13 protein-coding genes are annotated in these 18225 nt (G+C 70.4%); 9 read left to right on the top strand and 4 right to left on the bottom strand.

The genetic code is table 11. The annotated features are described in order from the left end of the window. Positions 1–11: 11 nt before the first annotated feature. Genes OG210_RS03500 through OG210_RS03490 form a run of 3 tightly spaced genes read left to right on the top strand, consistent with a single transcriptional unit; the run spans position 12 to position 4269 of the window. Positions 12–1718, top strand: a complete 1707-nt coding sequence (locus tag OG210_RS03500; RefSeq protein ID WP_331719853.1) for a hypothetical protein — start codon at positions 12–14, stop codon at positions 1716–1718. Beyond that, entirely contained in the window at positions 1715–3862 is a 2148-nt protein-coding gene (locus OG210_RS03495) for an integrase (protein WP_331719854.1), read from the top strand. Before OG210_RS03500 ends, OG210_RS03495 begins: the two co-directional genes overlap by 4 nt. Next, positions 3859–4269, top strand: a complete 411-nt coding sequence (locus tag OG210_RS03490) for a hypothetical protein (protein WP_331719855.1) — start codon at positions 3859–3861, stop codon at positions 4267–4269. The genes OG210_RS03495 and OG210_RS03490 overlap by 4 nt, the downstream gene beginning before the upstream one ends. Before the next feature lie 127 nt (positions 4270–4396). Here the strand turns inward: OG210_RS03490 and OG210_RS03485 are convergent, their stop codons facing one another. Further along, positions 4397–5296: an aminoglycoside phosphotransferase family protein gene (locus OG210_RS03485; RefSeq protein ID WP_331719856.1), complete on the bottom strand. Its 900-nt coding sequence runs from the start codon at positions 5294–5296 to the stop codon at positions 4397–4399. 217 nt (positions 5297–5513) lie between these two features. Between OG210_RS03485 and OG210_RS03480 the strand changes: the two genes are divergently transcribed. From OG210_RS03480 to OG210_RS03465, 4 genes are all read left to right on the top strand, one after another. After that, on the top strand, positions 5514–7799 hold the full coding sequence (locus OG210_RS03480) for a polynucleotide kinase-phosphatase (protein ID WP_371534963.1): 2286 nt from the start codon (positions 5514–5516) through the stop codon (positions 7797–7799). 104 nt (positions 7800–7903) lie between these two features. After that, on the top strand, positions 7904–9130 hold the full coding sequence (locus OG210_RS03475; RefSeq protein ID WP_328332532.1) for an arginine deiminase: 1227 nt from the start codon (positions 7904–7906) through the stop codon (positions 9128–9130). A gap of 90 nt (positions 9131–9220) precedes the next feature. Continuing rightward, complete coding sequence (gene argF, locus OG210_RS03470; RefSeq protein WP_371534962.1) at positions 9221–10228, top strand: ornithine carbamoyltransferase; 1008 nt, start codon at positions 9221–9223, stop codon at positions 10226–10228. Positions 10229–10374: 146 nt separating this feature from the next. Then, complete coding sequence (locus tag OG210_RS03465) at positions 10375–11826, top strand: amino acid permease (RefSeq protein ID WP_328332536.1); 1452 nt, start codon at positions 10375–10377, stop codon at positions 11824–11826. 7 nt (positions 11827–11833) lie between these two features. Here the strand turns inward: OG210_RS03465 and OG210_RS03460 are convergent, their stop codons facing one another. After that, the gene (locus OG210_RS03460) at positions 11834–12265 is read right to left on the bottom strand and encodes an ATP-binding protein (RefSeq protein ID WP_328332538.1); all 432 of its coding nucleotides are present in this window, start codon (positions 12263–12265) and stop codon (positions 11834–11836) included. Between the two features lie 280 nt (positions 12266–12545). Between OG210_RS03460 and OG210_RS03455 the strand changes: the two genes are divergently transcribed. Together OG210_RS03455 and OG210_RS03450 are read left to right on the top strand one after the other, a co-directional pair. Further along, positions 12546–13373: an enoyl-CoA hydratase family protein gene (locus OG210_RS03455; RefSeq protein ID WP_328332540.1), complete on the top strand. Its 828-nt coding sequence runs from the start codon at positions 12546–12548 to the stop codon at positions 13371–13373. Further along, positions 13358–15679: a bifunctional salicylyl-CoA 5-hydroxylase/oxidoreductase gene (locus tag OG210_RS03450; RefSeq protein ID WP_328332542.1), complete on the top strand. Its 2322-nt coding sequence runs from the start codon at positions 13358–13360 to the stop codon at positions 15677–15679. Before OG210_RS03455 ends, OG210_RS03450 begins: the two co-directional genes overlap by 16 nt. On the opposite strand, the gene OG210_RS03445 is transcribed toward OG210_RS03450, so the two are convergent. Continuing rightward, positions 15672–16514: a GNAT family N-acetyltransferase gene (locus OG210_RS03445; protein ID WP_328332544.1), complete on the bottom strand. Its 843-nt coding sequence runs from the start codon at positions 16512–16514 to the stop codon at positions 15672–15674. The genes OG210_RS03450 and OG210_RS03445 overlap by 8 nt on opposite strands. Before the next feature lie 73 nt (positions 16515–16587). Beyond that, on the bottom strand, positions 16588–18186 hold the full coding sequence (locus OG210_RS03440; RefSeq protein ID WP_328332546.1) for an AMP-binding protein: 1599 nt from the start codon (positions 18184–18186) through the stop codon (positions 16588–16590). Positions 18187–18225 lie beyond the last annotated feature (39 nt).

The following is an 18225-nucleotide window of genomic DNA, read 5'->3' as shown; positions in this document are numbered from 1 at the left end:
GGCGAGCCGCCTTGCCGCCGGCCGATCACCGCACCGAGCCGCCGCTGGCTCCCGACGGGCTCGTGGTGGCGGTCGTCAACAAGGCCGGATACGAGATGCCGTTCGACTTCGCCGAGTTGCCGGTTGCCGAGCTGATGCAGCGGTCACTGGCCAGGGTCTTCGCGGCCCGGTCTGCGGGCTGGAACAGTCATATGACCGCGCAGGCTTCCTGGATCACGGTGAAGGCGTTCGCGCGCTTCGTCTCCGAGCTGGAGCATCCCCCGGAAGACCTGGGGGATCTGACCACCGCCATGCTCAAGCGCTGGCGCGCGGCGCACATCGGCACCAACAGCGGGAAGAGTGTGCTGCGTCAGGTGAGGCCGTTGCTGCGGGCGGATCCGAGGCTGGCCGGCGGGCCGGTGGGTGAGGAACTGGCTCGCCGCATTCCTAAGCAGGTGCCGATCAAGCAGTCGTACGGAGAGGATGAGCGGGAGCGGGTGCTGCTGGCGGCACAGCGGCAGTTCCGAACCGCTCTGCTGCGGATCCGTGAGAACACACGCCTGCTGGAGAGCTGGCGGGCCGGTGACCTGACTGAGGGCAGCAGGGAGGGGCGCCTCGGTGAAATTCTCGACCACCTTGCGCGGACCGGCTACGTCCCGCACACGGTCTCGCCGAGCGGAGCGGTGAACGTGAGAGAACGCCGACTTCTGGGCGGCACCGGCTCGGAGTGCACGTGGGGCAGGCTGTTTCTCTCCCGTTCCGAGCTCACGGCGCTGGCCGTGCTGTTGACCGCCCGGTTCGGCTGGAATCTATCGGTCTATGACCGGTTGCCGGCCCCGACCACGGCCCCGTCGGCCGGAGGGACGGCCACGGTGACCTACCAGATTCAGGTGGAGAAGCGCCGGCAAGGCGGAGGCTGGTGGTTTTCCACGGAGAACGCCACCGACTCCGGAGCCGATTCGGCTGGCAGGCTGATCACTCAGGCGCTGGAGGCCACCGCACACGGACGGACTCTTGCCGCCCGGCTGGAGCCCGGCACCGACTTTCTGATGGTCGCGCGTATGCACTACCCCAGCAAGCGACATCAGCACACGGAACGGCCCCGCCCAGTGGGCCCTCTGTCGTTCGGTATCGGAAACGGCGACGCACAGCACTGGGGGATCACGCATGGTCTGGGAGGGGCGCCGTTCCAGCGGACCCGCAGAACCGCGGTGACACGAGAGGGGCGTCCCCTTCAGCACGCGCAGGGCACTCACGAGAGCATCTACATGCTGCCAGATGAGCATGTTCAAAGGGCCTCGCGGAGCGTCTTCGAGGCTGGCGCCAAAGAGGCCCTCGCCCAGGCCCAGGCCGTGATGTTCGCCGGCGACATCGCCGACACCCCGGACCCGGGGCACGGACAGACCGTGGCCGCGGACTGCGCGGACGAGACGTCCAGCCCCTGGCCCGACGCGCAAGGCGGCTGCGGAGCGGACTTCATGCTCTGCCTGGCCTGCCCCAACGCCCGTGTCCATCCCGGCCATCACCCACGGCTCGCCCAGCTGCACCGAGAGCTGAACAGTCTCCGCTCCGTCCTGCCCGACCGCTCGTGGCACGAGCGGTGGAGCGAACACGTGCTCCGTCTTGAGGACCTGCGCGACAAGGTCGGCCCGGTGGCCTGGAACGCGGCGCTCGCCCGCGTGAACGACGAGGACCGCACCCTGGTCCACCTTCTACTGAAGGGAGAGCTCGCCCCATGACCGCCGTCGGCACCGCTGCCGAGACCGATACGTACGTGCTCGCCATGCCCCGCCCGGACAGTCCCGTGGTGCTGCCTGAGTGGATCAGCCCCGGCAACACGCACCCGAACTCGCGTTACCAGGACGAGGTGTGGTCCATGGCGCCGCTCATCGACAATCCTGGCACCGGTCTGGTCAACCTCCACTGGAAGAACTGCCCGGGCCCCCTTCGGGACCAGGTGAAACTAGCCACCTGGACAATGATCAACGGCCAGTTGAGGCCCACCTACCTCCAAACCCGAGGCGTCCAGGCGCGATCTCGTTCGGGCGGCACCGATATGCTCGCCACCTGCCAGGAGTGGATGCGCCTCGCCCGCTGGCTGCACGAACGCCAGATCACCAGCCTGCACGCCTGCACCGACACACAGTGGCGAGCCTATGCAAGCGAGCGCATGGTCCGAGTGTCCCGTGACACCGCAGCGATCATCGCTGTCCGTTTGACGAACCTGTGGGCATTCGACCAGCTCAGCGCCCGCTCCACGGGCATCACCCGACCTCCATGGGAGACAGAGGGAGTCGACGACTTCCTGCCCCCAGCCATGACGGCCGCGGGCGGGGAGAACGCGACGGAGCCGTTGGACCCGCTTGTTCTCGGGCCGCTGTTGATCTGGGCCATCCGCTTTGTCGACGAGTTCGCCGACGACATCCTGGCGGCCTGGGCCGAGCGCCGCCGACTGATCGCCGTTGCCGCCGCCACGAAGGCCACGCCAGCCGGATGGGCTGGGCTTGAGGAGTGGTTGCTGCCCATGGCGCGGGCCGGTCACCCGCTGCCGGCGAGCTCTGGCAAACGCGAGATCCAGGTGGCCGCCACCTACATCGCCGCACTCACCGGCTCCAACCGCGGTCAGGTTTGGAGGTTCGTCAAGCAGCACGGGCTCGCGGAGATCGCCGCGTCGCGGCCAGGGCCCTGTCCGCTGCGGGTGCCGGTCACCGGGCAGATCAACGGCAAGCCATGGCGCGAGCATGTGGACTTCAACGAGGCCGCCGAACTGATGCGGAACCTGGGTACGGCCGCGACGATCGTCCTGCTCTACCTGACCGGGATGCGTCCGCAGGAGATGCAGGGACTGCGTTCCGGCTGCTGCCCCGACCCCGAACCAGGCGTTGACGGCGCCGAGGGTCAGCACCTGATCCACAGCCATCACTACAAGACCGTCACAGACGACGACGGCAACCACATCTCGGCTGGTGAAGTACGCCAAGTGCCCTGGGTCGCGATCACGCCGGTGGTCCACGCCATCCGCGTGCTGGAGCGGATGGTTCCGGAAGGGGAACTCCTCCTCGGCACCGCCCACCACGAGTTCCACTCGCGCCACGGATATGGGGGCGCGCTGAAGAAGTCCACGCTGGCCTTGCGCATCGAAGCCTTCGTGACCTGGGTGAACCGCGAGGCCAGGGCGCAGGAGTTGTCCGACCAGGCCATCCCGAACGATCCCCACGGCGCGATCGGTCTGGGGCGGTTCAGAAGATCTCTTGCCTGGCACATTGCCCGACGTCCCGGAGGGTTGATCGCGCTCGCCATTCAGTACGGGCACATGCGGACCGTCCTCGATGCCCGCACCTCAAGTGGCTACGGCGCCCGCGGCCGCCGCGGCATCCACGCCATCCTCGACGTCGAAACGGCCCTCGCCGCCGCCGACACCGCAGCGCGGCTGCGTGACCGCGTTGCCGCCGGAGAGAAGGTATCCGGGCCCGCAGCCCGCCGAGCCTTGACCGCCGCCGCCCATACCCCTCGCTTCGAGGGGCGTATTGTCCCCCGCACCTTCGCCAGGAAGGCCAGCACCTTTCTGGCCCGCGACGGCATCGTGCTCTACGACAACCCCGACGCGTTCCTGATCTGTGCCTTCAAGCACGACAACGCGCTCTGCGAGCCAGAGCCCGGCGCGACCGCCCCACGGCAGTACGACTGCCGGCCCGGCTGCGGCAACACGGTCCGCACGGACACCCACGCCCGCCTTCTTCGTGAACGTGCCAACGAACTCGACCAGTTCGCCGCCCACACCCCCGGCCCGGTCAGCAGACGCCTGCGGGCCAACGCCCACCGACTCCGCGAGACGGCCGCCACCCACGACAGCACCGCGCACCCCGCAGAGGCCCTCACATGAACCACCAGCACCAGAACGAGCGCGCCCGCATCCGCGAGGCCATGGACCGACTCCTGACCGGACAGGCCACCGCCTCCAACGGCAGCCTCACCGTCGTCGCCCTCGCCGCCGAGGCCGACGTCCACCGCATGGCCCTCCTCAAACGGCACGTCGACCTGAAGAACGAGTTCTACGAACGTGTCCGCGTCGAAACCCACCAAGTCCCGGAGACCGAGAAACGACTCCGGGAAACGGTCACCAAGCTGAAGAAGACCATTGCCAATCAGAGAGCCGAGATCGAAGAGCTCCGCCAGCAGGTGACGAGGCTCGCCCTCGCCAGCGCTGTGCTCACTCAAGAGGACGACAGGCAAGCAGGAAACGCACCTGCACCGAACAACGTCGTTCCGCTCCGCCCGCCGAAGGCCTGAAGCCGTCAGGCTCCCAGGGCTGTCATTCTGCGTGACTGCGGGAGCTGCTTCGAAGTGACAGCGGGGGTGAGCGACGCGGCGGCCGAGTGCACGGCGGCCAGAGAGGCCCGGTCGATCGATGCCGGTGTCAAAGGCCCTTCAGGACACGATCAAGTGCCGACCGGCCTGCGGGCCCCCAGTTCGGCTTGCCACCGGGCAGGCCGCGGTCCCCGTTCTGGCCCATCAGCATCAGGAACAGACTCTTCATTGCGGCCAGCCCACGCGCCCGTCGGACCGCCCCCTCGTCCGCCTGCGCATAGCTGTCGAAGAACCGCGAGGAGCCGCCCGCAGGGAGCAGCACCCAGGCGGCCGCCAGGTCCCATGCCGGGTCGCCGGCGAAGACATCGCCGAAGTCGACGACGCCCGCCAGTGTCCCCTCCGCGACGACGACGTTCGCGGGATGCAAGTCGCCGTGAACCCACACCCGCGGGCCCTCCCACCCGGGAGCCGCGGCCGCGTCGTCCCACACGGCCCGGATGTCGTCCTCCGCGAAGTCGCCGAGATCCACCGCCCTCAGGAAGTGCTCAAAGCCTTCCGTGCACTCCTTGGGATGACCGCCGCGGTCCGAGGCGTCCGGCGCTTCTGCGGGCGCCTCCACATGCAGTGCCTTGAGGAAGGCCGCCAGGATGTCGGCCGCATGGTCGCTGCGGGTGATCGAGCCGTGGTCCAGCGGCGTGCCCTCAACCCATGTCATGACGGTCCAGATCTTGGGGAAGCGCTCGGACGGCGCACCGTCCCGCACGGGGACCGGGATCGGCAGCGGCAGGCCCGAGGCCAGGGTCGGCAGCCACCGGCGCTCCTTCAGCTGCAGATCCGGGTTGGTGTCCATCCGCTGCATGCGGACCGCCAACTCGTCCCCGAGGCGCCACATCTGGTTGCCCCAGCCGCCCACCACCTCGCGGATGGGCAGCGCGGCCAAGTCCGGATGCTGGTCCCGCAGCAGGTCGCGGACCAGATCCTCGCTGATCTCATATTCGGCTTCGATCATGCGGAGTCACATTACTTGGCGCATGCGGAGGCGACCATGCTCCTTGGGGGGATCCAGCTTCCCGATTGGAATTCCCGAGCCCTCTCGAAGAAACCGACCGCTAAGCACCGCAGGCTGCGCCCCGTCCACCAACTGAGGCAGTGAGTCAACCGCGTTCATGGCCCCGCCGGGATTCGCTCGATGTGAACAGTAGAACTTGACAGGGAACGCGACGAACGTGCAGCCCGAGAGCCGCAAGCAGCTGGTGCGGCTGGCGCGCGAGCACGACGTACTGCCCATCGCGATCGTGCTCGACCTGCCCGAGGAGGTGTGCGCCGAGCGCAACGCCGTACGCCCCGGCCGGGCCGGTATGCCCCGCCACGTCATCCAGCGGCACCGCCGCGAACTGCGCCGTTCGCTGCGCGGCCTGGAGCGCGAAGGCTTCCGCAAGGTGCACATCCTGCGCAGCGCGGCGGAGGCCGATGCGGCCGAAGTCGTCCTGGAGAAGCGGTACAACGACCTCACCCATCTCACCGGCCCCTTCGACATCATCGGTGACGTCCACGGCTGCAGCTCCGAACTGGAATCCCTGCTCACCCGTCTCGGCTACACCGACGGTGCGCACCCCGAAGGCCGTACCGCGGTCTTCGTCGGCGACCTGGTGGACCGCGGCCCGGACAGCCCGGGTGTGCTGCGCCGGGTCATGTCGATGGTCGCCGCGGGCAACGCGCTCTGTGTGCCCGGGAACCACGAGAACAAGCTCGGCCGTTACCTCAGGGGACGGAAGGTCCAGCACAGTCACGGACTCGCCGAGACCATCGAGCAGCTGGAGAAGGAGGACGCGCGGGACCCGGAATTCCGCGAGCGGGTGCGGGAGTTCGTCGACGGGCTCGTCAGCCACTACGTCCTGGACGGCGGCCGGCTCGTCGTCTGCCATGCCGGGCTGCCCGAGAAGTACCACGGCCGCACCTCCGGCCGGGTCCGCTCCCACGCGCTGTACGGGGACACGACGGGCGAGACCGACGAGTTCGGCCTGCCCGTGCGCTACCCGTGGGCCGAGGACTACCGGGGCCGCGCCGCCGTCGTCTACGGACACACGCCCGTCCCGAGCACCAGCTGGATCAACAACACCCTCTGCCTGGACACCGGCGCGGTCTTCGGCGGGCGGATGACGGCGCTGCGCTGGCCCGAGCGCGAACTGGTCGACGTCCCCGCGGAACAGGTCTGGTACGAACCGGTCCGCCCGCTCACCACCGAGGCGCCGGGCGGCCACGACGGCCGCCCGCTCGACCTCGCCGACGTCAGCGGCCGGCGCGTCGTGGAGACCCGGCACACCGGCCGGGTCGCGGTCCGCGAGGAGAACGCGGCGGCGGCGCTGGAGGTCATGAGCCGTTTCGCGGTCGACCCGCAGCTGCTCGCGTACCTTCCGCCGACCATGTCCCCCACGGGCAGCTCGCATCTGGACGGCTATCTGGAACATCCCGCCGAGGCCTTCGCCCAGTACAGGACGGACGGTGTCGCGAAGGTCGTGTGCGAGGAGAAGCACATGGGCTCGCGCGCGATCGCCCTCGTCTGCCGGGATGCCGAAGCAGCGAGTGAGCGCTTCGGGGTGTCCGGGCCGACCGGTTCGCTGCACACCAGGACCGGCCGCCCCTTCTTCGACGACCCCGCCGTCACCGAGGAGATCCTCGGACGGCTGCGCACGGCCGTCACCGACGCCGGACTCTGGGACGAACTGGCCACCGGCTGGCTGCTGCTCGACGCGGAACTGATGCCCTGGTCGCTCAAGGCCACGGGGCTGCTGCGCAAGCAGTACGCGGCGGTGGGCGCCGCGTCGCGCGCCGTGTTCCCCGGCGTCGTCGGGGCACTGGAAGCCGCCGCCGCGCGGGGCGTGGAGGTCGGGGGGCTGCTCGCCGGGCAGCGCGCGAGGGCCGATGACGCGGTCGCCTTCACCGAGGCGTACCGGCGGTACTGCTGGACGACGGACGGCCTGGACGGCGTACGGCTCGCACCGTTCCAGCTGCTCGCGGCCGAGGGCCGCTCCCTCGCCGCCGTACCCCACGACGAGCAGCTGGCCTGGCTCGACCGGCTGGTCGAGCACGACCAGAGCGGCCTCCTGCGGACCACCCGCCGGCTGATCGTCGACACGGGCGACAAGGAGTCCGTCCGCTCGGGCACCGACTGGTGGCTGGAGATGACCGGGCGCGGTGGTGAGGGCATGGTCGTCAAACCGCTCCAGGCGCTGGTACGCGACGGCAAGGGCCGGCTCGTCCAGCCGGGCATCAAGGTGCGCGGCCGCGAGTACCTGCGGATCATCTACGGCCCCGAGTACACCCGCCCGGACAACCTGGCCAGGCTCCGTCAGCGCTTCCTCGGCCACAAGCGCTCCCTCGCCCTGCGCGAGTACGCCCTCGGCCTGGAGGCGCTGGACCGGCTCGCCGACGGCGAACCGCTCTGGCGGATCCATGAGGCGGTCTTCGCCGTGCTGGCCCTGGAGTCGGAGCCGGTGGACCCGAGGCTCTGAGCGGCGCCCGCCCCCGGGAGACGGACACGGGCGCGGCCGGACACGCCCCGCTCATCCCCGCACCTTCAGGGGTGAGCGGGGCCGACCGGGGACAGGATGGGGGGATGGGATTCCACGTCGACTCCGAGACGGGGCCGCTGCGCCGCGTCATCCTTCACCGGCCGGGTCTGGAACTGAAGCGGCTCACCCCCAGCAACAAGGACGCACTGCTCTTCGACGACGTGCTGTGGGTGCGCCGCGCCCGCCAGGAGCACGACGGGTTCGCCAACGTCCTGCGGGAGCGGGGTGTGGAGGTGCATCTCTTCGACGACCTGCTGCGGGAGTCGCTGGAGGTGCCCGAGGCCCGCACGCTCATCCTGGACCGGGTCTTCGACGAGAAGGAGTACGGCCCGCTCGCCACCCACCATCTGCGGACGGTCTTCGACGACCTGTCCGTCGGTGACCTGGCGGAGGTGCTGGTCGGCGGAATGACCAAACGGGAGTTCCTGGAGCGGTACCGGGAGCCGGTCTCGGTCCGCTTCCATGTGATGGATCTGGACGACTTCCTGCTCGATCCGCTGCCGAACCACCTGTTCACCCGGGACACATCGGCCTGGATCTACGACGGTGTCTCCATCAACGCGATGCGCTGGCCCGCCAGGCAGCGCGAGACCGTCCACTTCGAGGCGATCTACCGCCACCACCCGCTCTTCACCGGCTCGGGCGCCTTCCACCACTGGTCGCAGGGGCAGGTCGACTACCCGTCCACGATCGAGGGCGGCGACGTCCTGGTCATCGGCAACGGCGCCGTCCTGATCGGGATGAGCGAACGGACCACCCCGCAGGCGGTGGAGATGCTGGCCCGCGGACTCTTCGCGGCCGGCTCCGCGCGCACCATCGTGGCGCTCGACATGCCCAAGCGGCGGGCGTTCATGCATCTGGACACCGTGATGACGATGGTCGACGGAGACACCTTCACCCAGTACGCGGGACTCGGGATGCTCCGCTCGTACACCATCGAACCGGGCGACGGTGACCAGGAGTTGAAGGTCACCGACCACCCGCCGGAGCGGATGCACGACGCCATCGCCGGGGCGCTGGGGCTGAGCGGTATCCGGGTGCTGACCGCGACCCAGGACGTGCACTCGGCGGAGCGCGAGCAGTGGGACGACGGCTGCAACGTCCTCGCCGTCGAGCCGGGTGTGGTCGTGGCGTACGAGCGGAATTTCACCACCAACACGCATCTGCGCAAGGAGGGCATCGAAGTCATCGAGATTCCCGGCAGCGAGCTGGGGCGGGGCAGGGGAGGGCCGCGGTGCATGAGCTGCCCGGTCCAGCGGGATGCCGTTTGACGGCGTACCGTATAGTGATGCGTTCAATCGCATAGAATTCCATTGCGTCCCGTCCCTCTCCCTCTATTCGCGCCCCAAGGAGCAGCCACCATGGCGATAGACCTCGCAGGCCGCCACTTCCTCAAGGAGCTCGACTTCACCGCGGAGGAGTTCCGCGCTCTGGTCGAGCTGGCCGCCGAGCTCAAGGCGGCCAAGAAGTCGGGCACCGAAGTGCAGCGGCTGCGCGGCCGGAACATCGCCCTGATCTTCGAGAAGACCTCGACCAGGACGCGCTGCGCCTTCGAGGTGGCCGCCGCCGACCAGGGGGCGTCGACGACGTACCTCGACCCCTCCGGTTCACAGATCGGGCACAAGGAGTCCTTCAAGGACACCGCCCGGGTGCTCGGCCGGATGTTCGACGCCATTGAGTACCGCGGTGACAGCCAGCCGCATGTCGAGGAGCTCGCCGAGCACGCCGGGGTCCCCGTCTACAACGGACTCACCGACGACTGGCACCCCACCCAGATGCTGGCCGACGTGCTCACCATGACCGAGCACACGGACAAGCCGCTGGAGCAGATCGCCTTCGCCTATCTCGGCGACGCCCGCTTCAACATGGGCAACTCCTACCTGATCACCGGTGCGCTCCTCGGACTCGACGTCCGGATCGCCGCACCCCGCACCTACTGGCCCGCCGACGACGTCGTCGCGCAGGCGCGGAAGCTGGCCGCGGCGAGCGGCGGGACCGTCACCCTCACCGAGGACATCACCGAGGCCGTGCAGGGCTGTGACTTCGTCGTCACCGATGTCTGGGTGTCGATGGGGGAGCCGAAGGAGGTCTGGGCCGAGCGCATCACCGCGCTCAGGCCGTACGCCGTGACGATGGACGTGCTGCGCGCCACCGGCAACCCGGGGGTCAAGTTCCTGCACTGCCTGCCCGCCTTCCACGACCTGGGTACCAAGGTCGGGCGCGAGATCCACGCGCAGTTCGGGCTGAGCGAGCTCGAGGTGACCGACGAGGTCTTCGAGTCGGAGCACTCGGTCGTGTTCGACGAGGCGGAGAACCGGATGCATACGATCAAGGCCGTCCTGGTCGCCACCCTGGCGGGCAAGGGATAGTCATACGCCCAATTGGGTGAATATGCGATAAGGCGGCTACTATGTCGTCCATTGGTGGGGTTCGGGCTCGCACGCTCGAACCCCACTTCGCTGTGTGTGCTGCTGTGCGCGCCGCTCCGCGCACGTCCGGAAAGAGACCCGCCCCCATGCGTTCCCCCCGCCCCGCAGAACCGCGTCCGCCCCGGCTGCCCCGTTCGCCGGGACTGCGCGTCAAGTCCCCCGAACTCCTGATCGCCGAATCCGGCGCGGATCTGGAGGGGCACGGCCTCCGGCGCACCATGGGGCTCTTCCAGCTGGTGTGCTTCGGTGTCGGGGCCATCGTCGGGACCGGGATCTTCGTCGGCCTCTCCGACACCGTGGCCAAGTCGGGTCCCGCGGTGATGGTCTCGTTCGTGCTCGCCGCGATCACCTGTGTCTTCACGGCGTTCTCCTTCGCCGAGCTGGGGGGCGCGATCCCGGTGTCGGGCAGCTCGTACTCCTTCGCGTACGCCACGCTCGGCGAGCGCACCGCCTTCCTGGTCGGCTGGTGCCTGTTCCTGGAGTACGGCATCTCGGTGAGCGCGGTCGCCGTCGGGTGGAGTCAGTACCTCAACGAACTGCTGAACAGCCTCACCGGATGGCAGCTGCCGGCCGTGCTCTCCAGCGGCCCCGGCGACGGCGGAGTGATCAATCTGCCCGCCGTCGTGGTGATCGGACTCGCCGCCGTGCTGCTGGTGCGCGGTGTCCGGGAGAGCGCCCGCGCCACGGCCGCGATGGCCGTCCTGAAGATCGGCATCCTGCTGGCCTTCTGCGCCATCGCCTTCACCGCGTTCCGGGACGGCCACCTGGTGCCGTTCGCACCCGACGGTGTCGGCGGCATCACCTCGGGCGCCTCGATCGCGTTCTTCTCGTACATCGGCTTCGACGCGATCACCACGGCCGGCGAGGAGGTCAGGAACCCTCGGCGCAACATCCCGCTCGCGATCATGATCTGTATCGGCATCGTCACTGTGCTCTACTGCGCGGTCGCCGTGGCGGCCATCGGCGCGTTCGGGGCGCCCGCCGTCGCCGACCGGCCCGCCGCGCTCTCCCTGATCGTCAACCAGGTCACCGGCTCATCGGTCGGCGGCGGTGTCATCGCGTTCGGCGCGGTCGTCGCCATCGCATCGGTGGTGCTCGCCGTGATGTACGGGCAGACCCGCATCCTGATGTCGATGTCCCGCGACGGGCTGGTCCCCGCGGTCTTCGAGAAGGTCTCCCCGAAGACCTCGACGCCGGTCTCCAATACCTGGATCGTGGCGACCGTCGTCGCCGTTCCGGCCGCGTTCGCCTCGCTCGACGTGGTGGTGAACCTGACAACGATCGGGGCGCTGGCCACGATGGTGGCCGTGAACGTCGCGGTGATCGCGCTGCGCCGCAGCCACCCGGAGCTCCCGCGCACTTTCCGGGTGCCGCTGTTCCCCGTCAGCCCTGTGCTGGGGGTCGGGTTCTGTGTGTACCTGATGTACGGGACCGGCTGGCGGACCTGGCTCCAGTTCGCGGGCTTCCTGCTGGCGGGGGCAGTCGTCTACGCCGCCTACGGGCGCCGCCGCTCGCGGCTCGGAGCGCAGCAGCTTTAAGGACCCCTCAGTCCGCAGGACCCGCCGGCAGCGTGAACCAGACGGCCTTCCCGTGCTCGGTCGGGCGGTGGCCGTAGGACGAGCTGAGCGTCCGGATGAGCAGCAGGCCGCGGCCGTGTTCCTGCAAGGGGTCGGGCGGGCCGGCCGGCGGCGTCCGGGTCAGCGCGCCGGGCGCCACCGGGTCCCGGTCATGCACCTCGACCTGGCAGCCGGTGTGCAGGACCTCCACGACCAGCTCGATGGGGTCGCTGCCGAGCGTGTGCTCCACGGCGTTGGCGACCAGCTCGGACGTGAGGAGCTCGGCCGTGTCGGAGTCCGCGGCGTCCTCGCCCTCCAGGTCGGCGAGCACCGTACGGATCAGCGCACGCGCTATCGGCACCGCGGCCGCGGTGTGCGGCAGAGCGATGCGCCACGAGGCGGGGCGCGAGGTGTCCGGCACGGCTGGAGTTCCGTTCGGTGTGGAGGGGGTTGTCCTGATTTCAACGATACGGAGCCGGAGGCGTTGCGAGTAGAGGCAGCGGCCGGGAGGAAATGGGACCTGTGCCACATTCTGACGGGACTTCCGGTGGGAGGCTCTGTCACGTTCTCCGTCATTTTCTTTATCGCGTACTCGTGACGGTAGTCACGGGGGAGTGATAATTTGATGGGGCACGCCGCTCTTCCACCGGGTCTCCGACCGGTCTCCGGACGAGTCCCCCGACCGAAGGAGGCCGCACACCATGAGCCCCTTTTCCGGCTCAGCAGACTCTGTGGAGCACTGGGACCATCTCCGTGTGACCAGGCAGGACGGGATCGCGACCGTCACCTTCGCGCGCCCCGGAAAGCTCAACGCCCTCACCTTCGGCGCCTACGCGGATCTGCGCGATCTGCTCGCCGAGCTGTCCCGCGAGCGGTCGGTACGCGCGCTCGTTCTCGCCGGCGAGGGGCGCGGATTCTGCTCGGGCGGCGACGTCGAGGAGATCATCGGCGCCACCCTGGCCCTGGACACCGCCCAGCTCCTCGACTTCAACCGGATGACCGGACAGGTCGTCCGGGCGCTGCGGGAGTGCCCCTTCCCGGTGATCGCCGCCGTGCACGGGGTCGCGGCGGGCGCGGGCGCGGTCCTCGCGCTGGCCGCCGACTTCCGGGTCGCCGACCCGACCGCCCGCTTCGCGTTCCTCTTCACCCGGGTCGGGCTGTCCGGCGGCGACATGGGCGCCGCCTATCTGCTGCCGCGCGTCGTCGGCCTCGGGCACGCGACCCGGCTGCTGATGCTGGGGGAACCCGTACTGGCGCCGGAGGCAGAGCGGATCGGCCTGATCAGCGAGCTGACCGACGAGGGCCGGGCGGACGAGCGGGCCGCCGCGCTGGCCCGCCGCCTCGCCGGGGGCCCGGCGCTCGCGTACGCGCAGACCAAGGCGCTGCTCACCGCCGAACTCGACATGCCGCTCGCCGCCGCGGTCGAACTGGACGCCACCACCCAGGCGTTGCTAATGAACGGTGAGGACTACGCCGAGTTCCACGCCGCCTTCACCGAGAAGCGGCCCCCCAAGTGGCAGGGCAGGTAGCCGTGGCGGCCGGTACGGGGGAGCGCCCCGGCGCCGCCCTGCGGGTCGCGGTCGTCGGCGGCGGGCCCGGCGGGCTCTACGCGGCGGCCCTGCTCAAGCGGCTCGATCCCGCCCGGTCCGTCACCGTCTGGGAGCGCAACGCCCCCGACGACACCTTCGGCTTCGGTGTCGTCCTCTCCGACGAGACCCTCGGCGGCATCGAGCAGGCGGACCCGGCCGTCCACCGCGCGCTCCAGGATGAGTTCGTACGGTGGGACGACATCGACATCGTCCACCGCGGCACCACCCTGACCTCGGGCGGCCACGGCTTCGCGGCGCTCGGCAGGCGCCGCCTCCTGGAGATCCTGCACGAGCGCTGCCGCGCGCTGGGCGTACGGATCCGCTTCCGCACCGAGGCACCCCCGCCCGCCGAACTGGCCGCGAACCACGACCTGGTGGTCGCCGCCGACGGAGTGCACAGCGCCACCCGCCGGGCCTACGCCGAGGTCTTCGCGCCCCGTGTCACCACCCACCGCTGCCGCTACATCTGGCTCTCCGCGCCCTTCGCCTTCGACGCTTTCCGCTTCGAGATCGCCGAGACCGCGCACGGCGTGATGCAACTGCACGGCTACCCGTACGGGCCCAAGGCCTCCACCGTCATCGTCGAGATGCGCGAGGAGGTCTGGCGGGCCGCCGGGCTCGACCGCTGCGACGAGCGGGAGTCCACCGGGCGGTGCGCCCGGATCTTCGCCGACGCGCTCGGCGGGAGGCCGCTCACCGGCAACAACTCCACCTGGACCGCGTTCCGCACCGTGGTCAACGACCGCTGGTCGCACGGGAACACGGTGCTGATCGGCGACGCCGCCCACACCGCGCACTTTTCCATCGGCTCCGGCACCAAGCTCGCCGTCGAGGACGCCCTCGCGCTGGCGGCGAACATCGAGGAGCAGCCCGACCTGCCGTCGGCCCTCGCCGCGTACGAGAGCGAGCGCCGCCCGGTCGTCGCCTCCACCCAGCGGGCGGCCGGAGCCAGCCTGGAGTGGTTCGAGCAGCTGGACATGTATCTGGGACAGCCACCACGGGAGTTCGCCTTCAACCTGCTCACCCGCAGCCGCCGGGTCACGCACGGCAATCTGCGGCTGCGCGACCGCGCCTTCACGGACACCGTGGAACGCGACTTCGGCTGCCGGGACGGCACACCGCCGATGTTCACCCCGCTGCGGCTGCGCGGTCTCGAACTGCGCAACCGCGTCGTCGTCTCGCCCATGGACATGTACTCGGCGCACGACGGTGTCCCCGGCGACCTCCACCTCGTCCACCTGGGCGCCCGCGCCCTCGGCGGCGCCGGTCTGGTGATGACCGAGATGGTGTGCGTGAGCCCCGAGGGCCGCATCACACCCGGCTGCACCGGTCTCTACTCCGGCGAACAGGCGACGGCCTGGCGCCGCGTCACCTCCTTCGTGCACGAGCAGTCGCCAGGCACCGCCATCGGGGTCCAGCTCGGGCACTCCGGCCGCAAGGGATCCACCCGCCTCATGTGGGACGGCATGGACGAGCCGCTCCCGGACGGCAACTGGCCGCTGTCGGCCGCGTCCCCGCTTCCGTACCTGCCGGGCGTCAGCCAGGTCCCGGCGGAACTGGACGCGGCCGGACTCAGCGCGGTGCGCGAACAGTTCACCGAGGCGGCCCGCCGCGCCGCGCGGGCGGGCTTCGACCTGCTCGAACTGCACTGCGCGCACGGCTATCTGCTCTCCGGCTTCCTCTCCCCGCTCACCAATCTGCGCACCGACGGCTACGGGGGCCCGCTCCGGGGCCGCCTGCGTTTCCCCCTGGAGGTCTTCGACGCGGTGCGGGCCGTCTGGCCCGACGACCGGCCGATGACGGTCCGTATCTCCGCCGCCGACTGGGCACCCGGTGGTACGACACCCGACGAGGCGGTCGGGATCGCCCGCGCCTTCGCCGCCCACGGGGCGGACGCGATCGACGTGTCCACGGGGCAGGTCGTCCCTGGCGAGAAACCCGCGTTCGGCCGCTCGTACCAGACCCCCTTCGCCGACCGGATCCGCAACGAACTGGACATACCGGTGGTCGCGGTGGGCGCGATCTCCTCCTGGGACGATGTCAACTCGCTGCTGCTCGCGGGCCGTACGGACCTCTGCGCGCTGGCCCGCCCCCACCTGTACGACCCGCACTGGACCCTGCACGCGGCGGCGGAGCAGGGGTACGAGGGCCCGGCCGCACCCTGGCCCCTCCCGTATCGGGCGGGCAGCCGCGCCCCCAGGACCGGCAGAACCGACGCCCCGAAGCCGAGACTCACCCTCAAGTGACGGCTGCGCCGAGCGTCCTGGTGACGACGGCCCGGTCGGCAACCGGACGGTATCCGATGCGCCGGTACACGCCGTTGCTGGTCTGGTTGGCGACGTCGGTGAAGAGCAGCACACCGGCCACGCCCGCGTCCAGCGCCGCGCGGCTGATGTGCGCGGTGACCGCCGCCGCGTAGCCGCGACCGCGCAGGCCGGGCGGGGTGTACACGGGGGCGACGCGGACAGTGCCCGCGGTGGGACGGGTCACCCCGGCCATGGACACCGGGACGCCCCGGTGCTCCCAGAGAGCCAGCCCGCCGTACGAGATCCGGTCGTCGACGGAGCTCGCGACCCGGGCCACCGGCTGCCCCGTGTCGCGGCCGAAGGCGCGGTGCCACTCCGTCAGCAGCTCACGGTCGGCGGCCGTGGCGGCCCGGGCCCGCCCGGCAGGGCAGGGCGACGGCGGGATCAACTCGGACAGCCGGTAGAGGCGTTGCTCCTGAGTGGTGGTCCGGTCGGGCCACGAGGCGGTGAGCGCGTCGGCCACGGACCGTTCGGCGTTGACGGCGGTCACCCCCCACTCGTCGAAGGCGTTCGCGAGCGATGGCATGGCTTCGTCGGGCACCACCCCGACCTGCAGAGGATGCGGCGGCGTCCACACGACGGCGCCGTCCACCGCACCGGCCGGAGAGCGCCACCAGCCGTAAAGCGGCGCGCCGTCCCCGTAGAAGCGCGGACCATGGCGCTTGAGGGCAGCGGTAATGGTCAGGAGGAGCGTGTTCTGGGCGGGGTGTGCGGCGACGGCAGGCTCCGCGGTGGTGAGAAAGTCGTCCAGGTCCCGGGTGAAGGTCCATGTCATGCTGCCCATGGTGCGGGGCGGTGGCGCGCGCGGCACGTGAGTTTCCGGGGCGGGGCCCGCGTCGTCGACCCGCTCACCCCAGCCGGAACCGCTGGAGCTTCCCCGTCCCGGTCCGCGGCAGCGCGTCCGCGAACACCACCACCCGCGGGCACTTGTGCGGCGCCAGCTCCGACTTCACGAACTCCCGCAGCGGCTCCGCCTCCCGCGCCGCCCCCGCGCGCAGCACCACATGCGCCACCACCACCTGCCCCCGTTCCGGGTCCGGGCGGCCCACCACCGCTGCCTCCAGGACGTCGGGATGGCGCAGCAGCGCGCCCTCGACCTCGGGGCCCGCGATGTTGTACCCGGCGGAAATGATCATGTCGTCGGCGCGTGCCACATAGGTGAAGTAGCCGTCCCCGTCGCGCAGATACGTATCGCCGGTGAGGTTCCAGCCGTCCCGCACGTACTCCGACTGGCGTTCGTCGGCCAGATAGCGGCAGCCCACCGGGCCGCGCACCGCGAGCAGACCCGGCTCGCCGTCGGGCACCGGGCGGCCGGAGCCGTCCACCACCCGCGCCTGCCAGCCGGGCACCGGAACGCCCGTCGTCCCGGGGCGCACGGCCTCGTCCGCGGCCGAGATGAAGATGTGCAGCAGCTCCGTCGCACCGATGCCGTTGATGATGCGCAGTCCGGTCCGCTCGTGCCAGGCGTGCCAGGTGGCCGCGGGCAGATGCTCCCCGGCCGAGACACAGCGCCGCAGCGCCGAGAGGTCGTACGAGTCCAGCCCGTCCAGCATCGTGCGGTACGCGGTCGGCGCCGTGAACAGCACCGACACCCGGTGCCTGGCGAGCGCGGGCAGCAGCTGGCGCGGCCCGGACCGTTCGAGCAGGAGGGCCGAGGCGCCGGCGCGCAGCGGGAAGACCACCAGACCGCCCAGGCCGAAGGTGAAACCGAGCGGCGGGCTGCCCGCGAAGACGTCGTCGGGGCGGGGCTTCAGCACGTACCGCGCGAAGGTGTCAGCGACGGCCAGCACATCGCGGTGGAAGTGCATACAGCCCTTCGGCCGCCCGGTGGTGCCGGATGTGAAGGCGATCAGCGCCACATCGTCGGCGGAGGTCGCGACGGCCTCGTACACATCGGGTCTGGCCGCTGCCAGCCGCAGCAGGTCCTGCGGCCCCTCGCCGCCGTACGTGGTGATCCGCAGCGCGGGGGCCTCCGCCTTCACCAGGTCGTCGACGGCGCGGATGTCGCACAGCGCATGGCTGATCCGGGCGAGGGAGCACACCTCGGCCAGCTCGTGCGGGCGCTGGGTGGCCAGTACGGTCACCGCCACCGCGCCCGCCTTCATCACCGCGAGCCAGCAGGCCGCGAGATGCGGTGTGGTGGGACCGCGCAGCAGCACCCGGTTGCCCGGCACGACCCCGAGATCCGATGTGAGCACATGGGCGATACGGCCGACCTCGGCCCGGAGTTCGCCGTACGTCCACAGCTCACCGGTGCCGGTACGGAAGGCGGGGCGGTCGGCGCCGAAGCGCTCGACGGTCCGGTCCAGCAGCTCCGCCCCGCAGTTGAGCCGGTCCGGATACGCCGGCCCGGGAAGATCATCGAGGAGCAGCCGGGGCCACCGGTCGGCGGGCGGCAGCTGGTCGCGGGGAAAAGTGTCGACGTGCGCTGAGGTTTTCAGCTCCATCACAGGATCGCCCCCTTAGGCGGCATCGCATATGGAGCG

The sequence above is a fragment of the Streptomyces sp. NBC_00466 genome (assembly GCF_041433995.1).
Taxonomy (GTDB): domain Bacteria; phylum Actinomycetota; class Actinomycetes; order Streptomycetales; family Streptomycetaceae; genus Streptomyces.
Note: the sequence above shows the minus strand (reverse complement) of the source record. Positions and strands in the feature narration are given on the sequence as shown.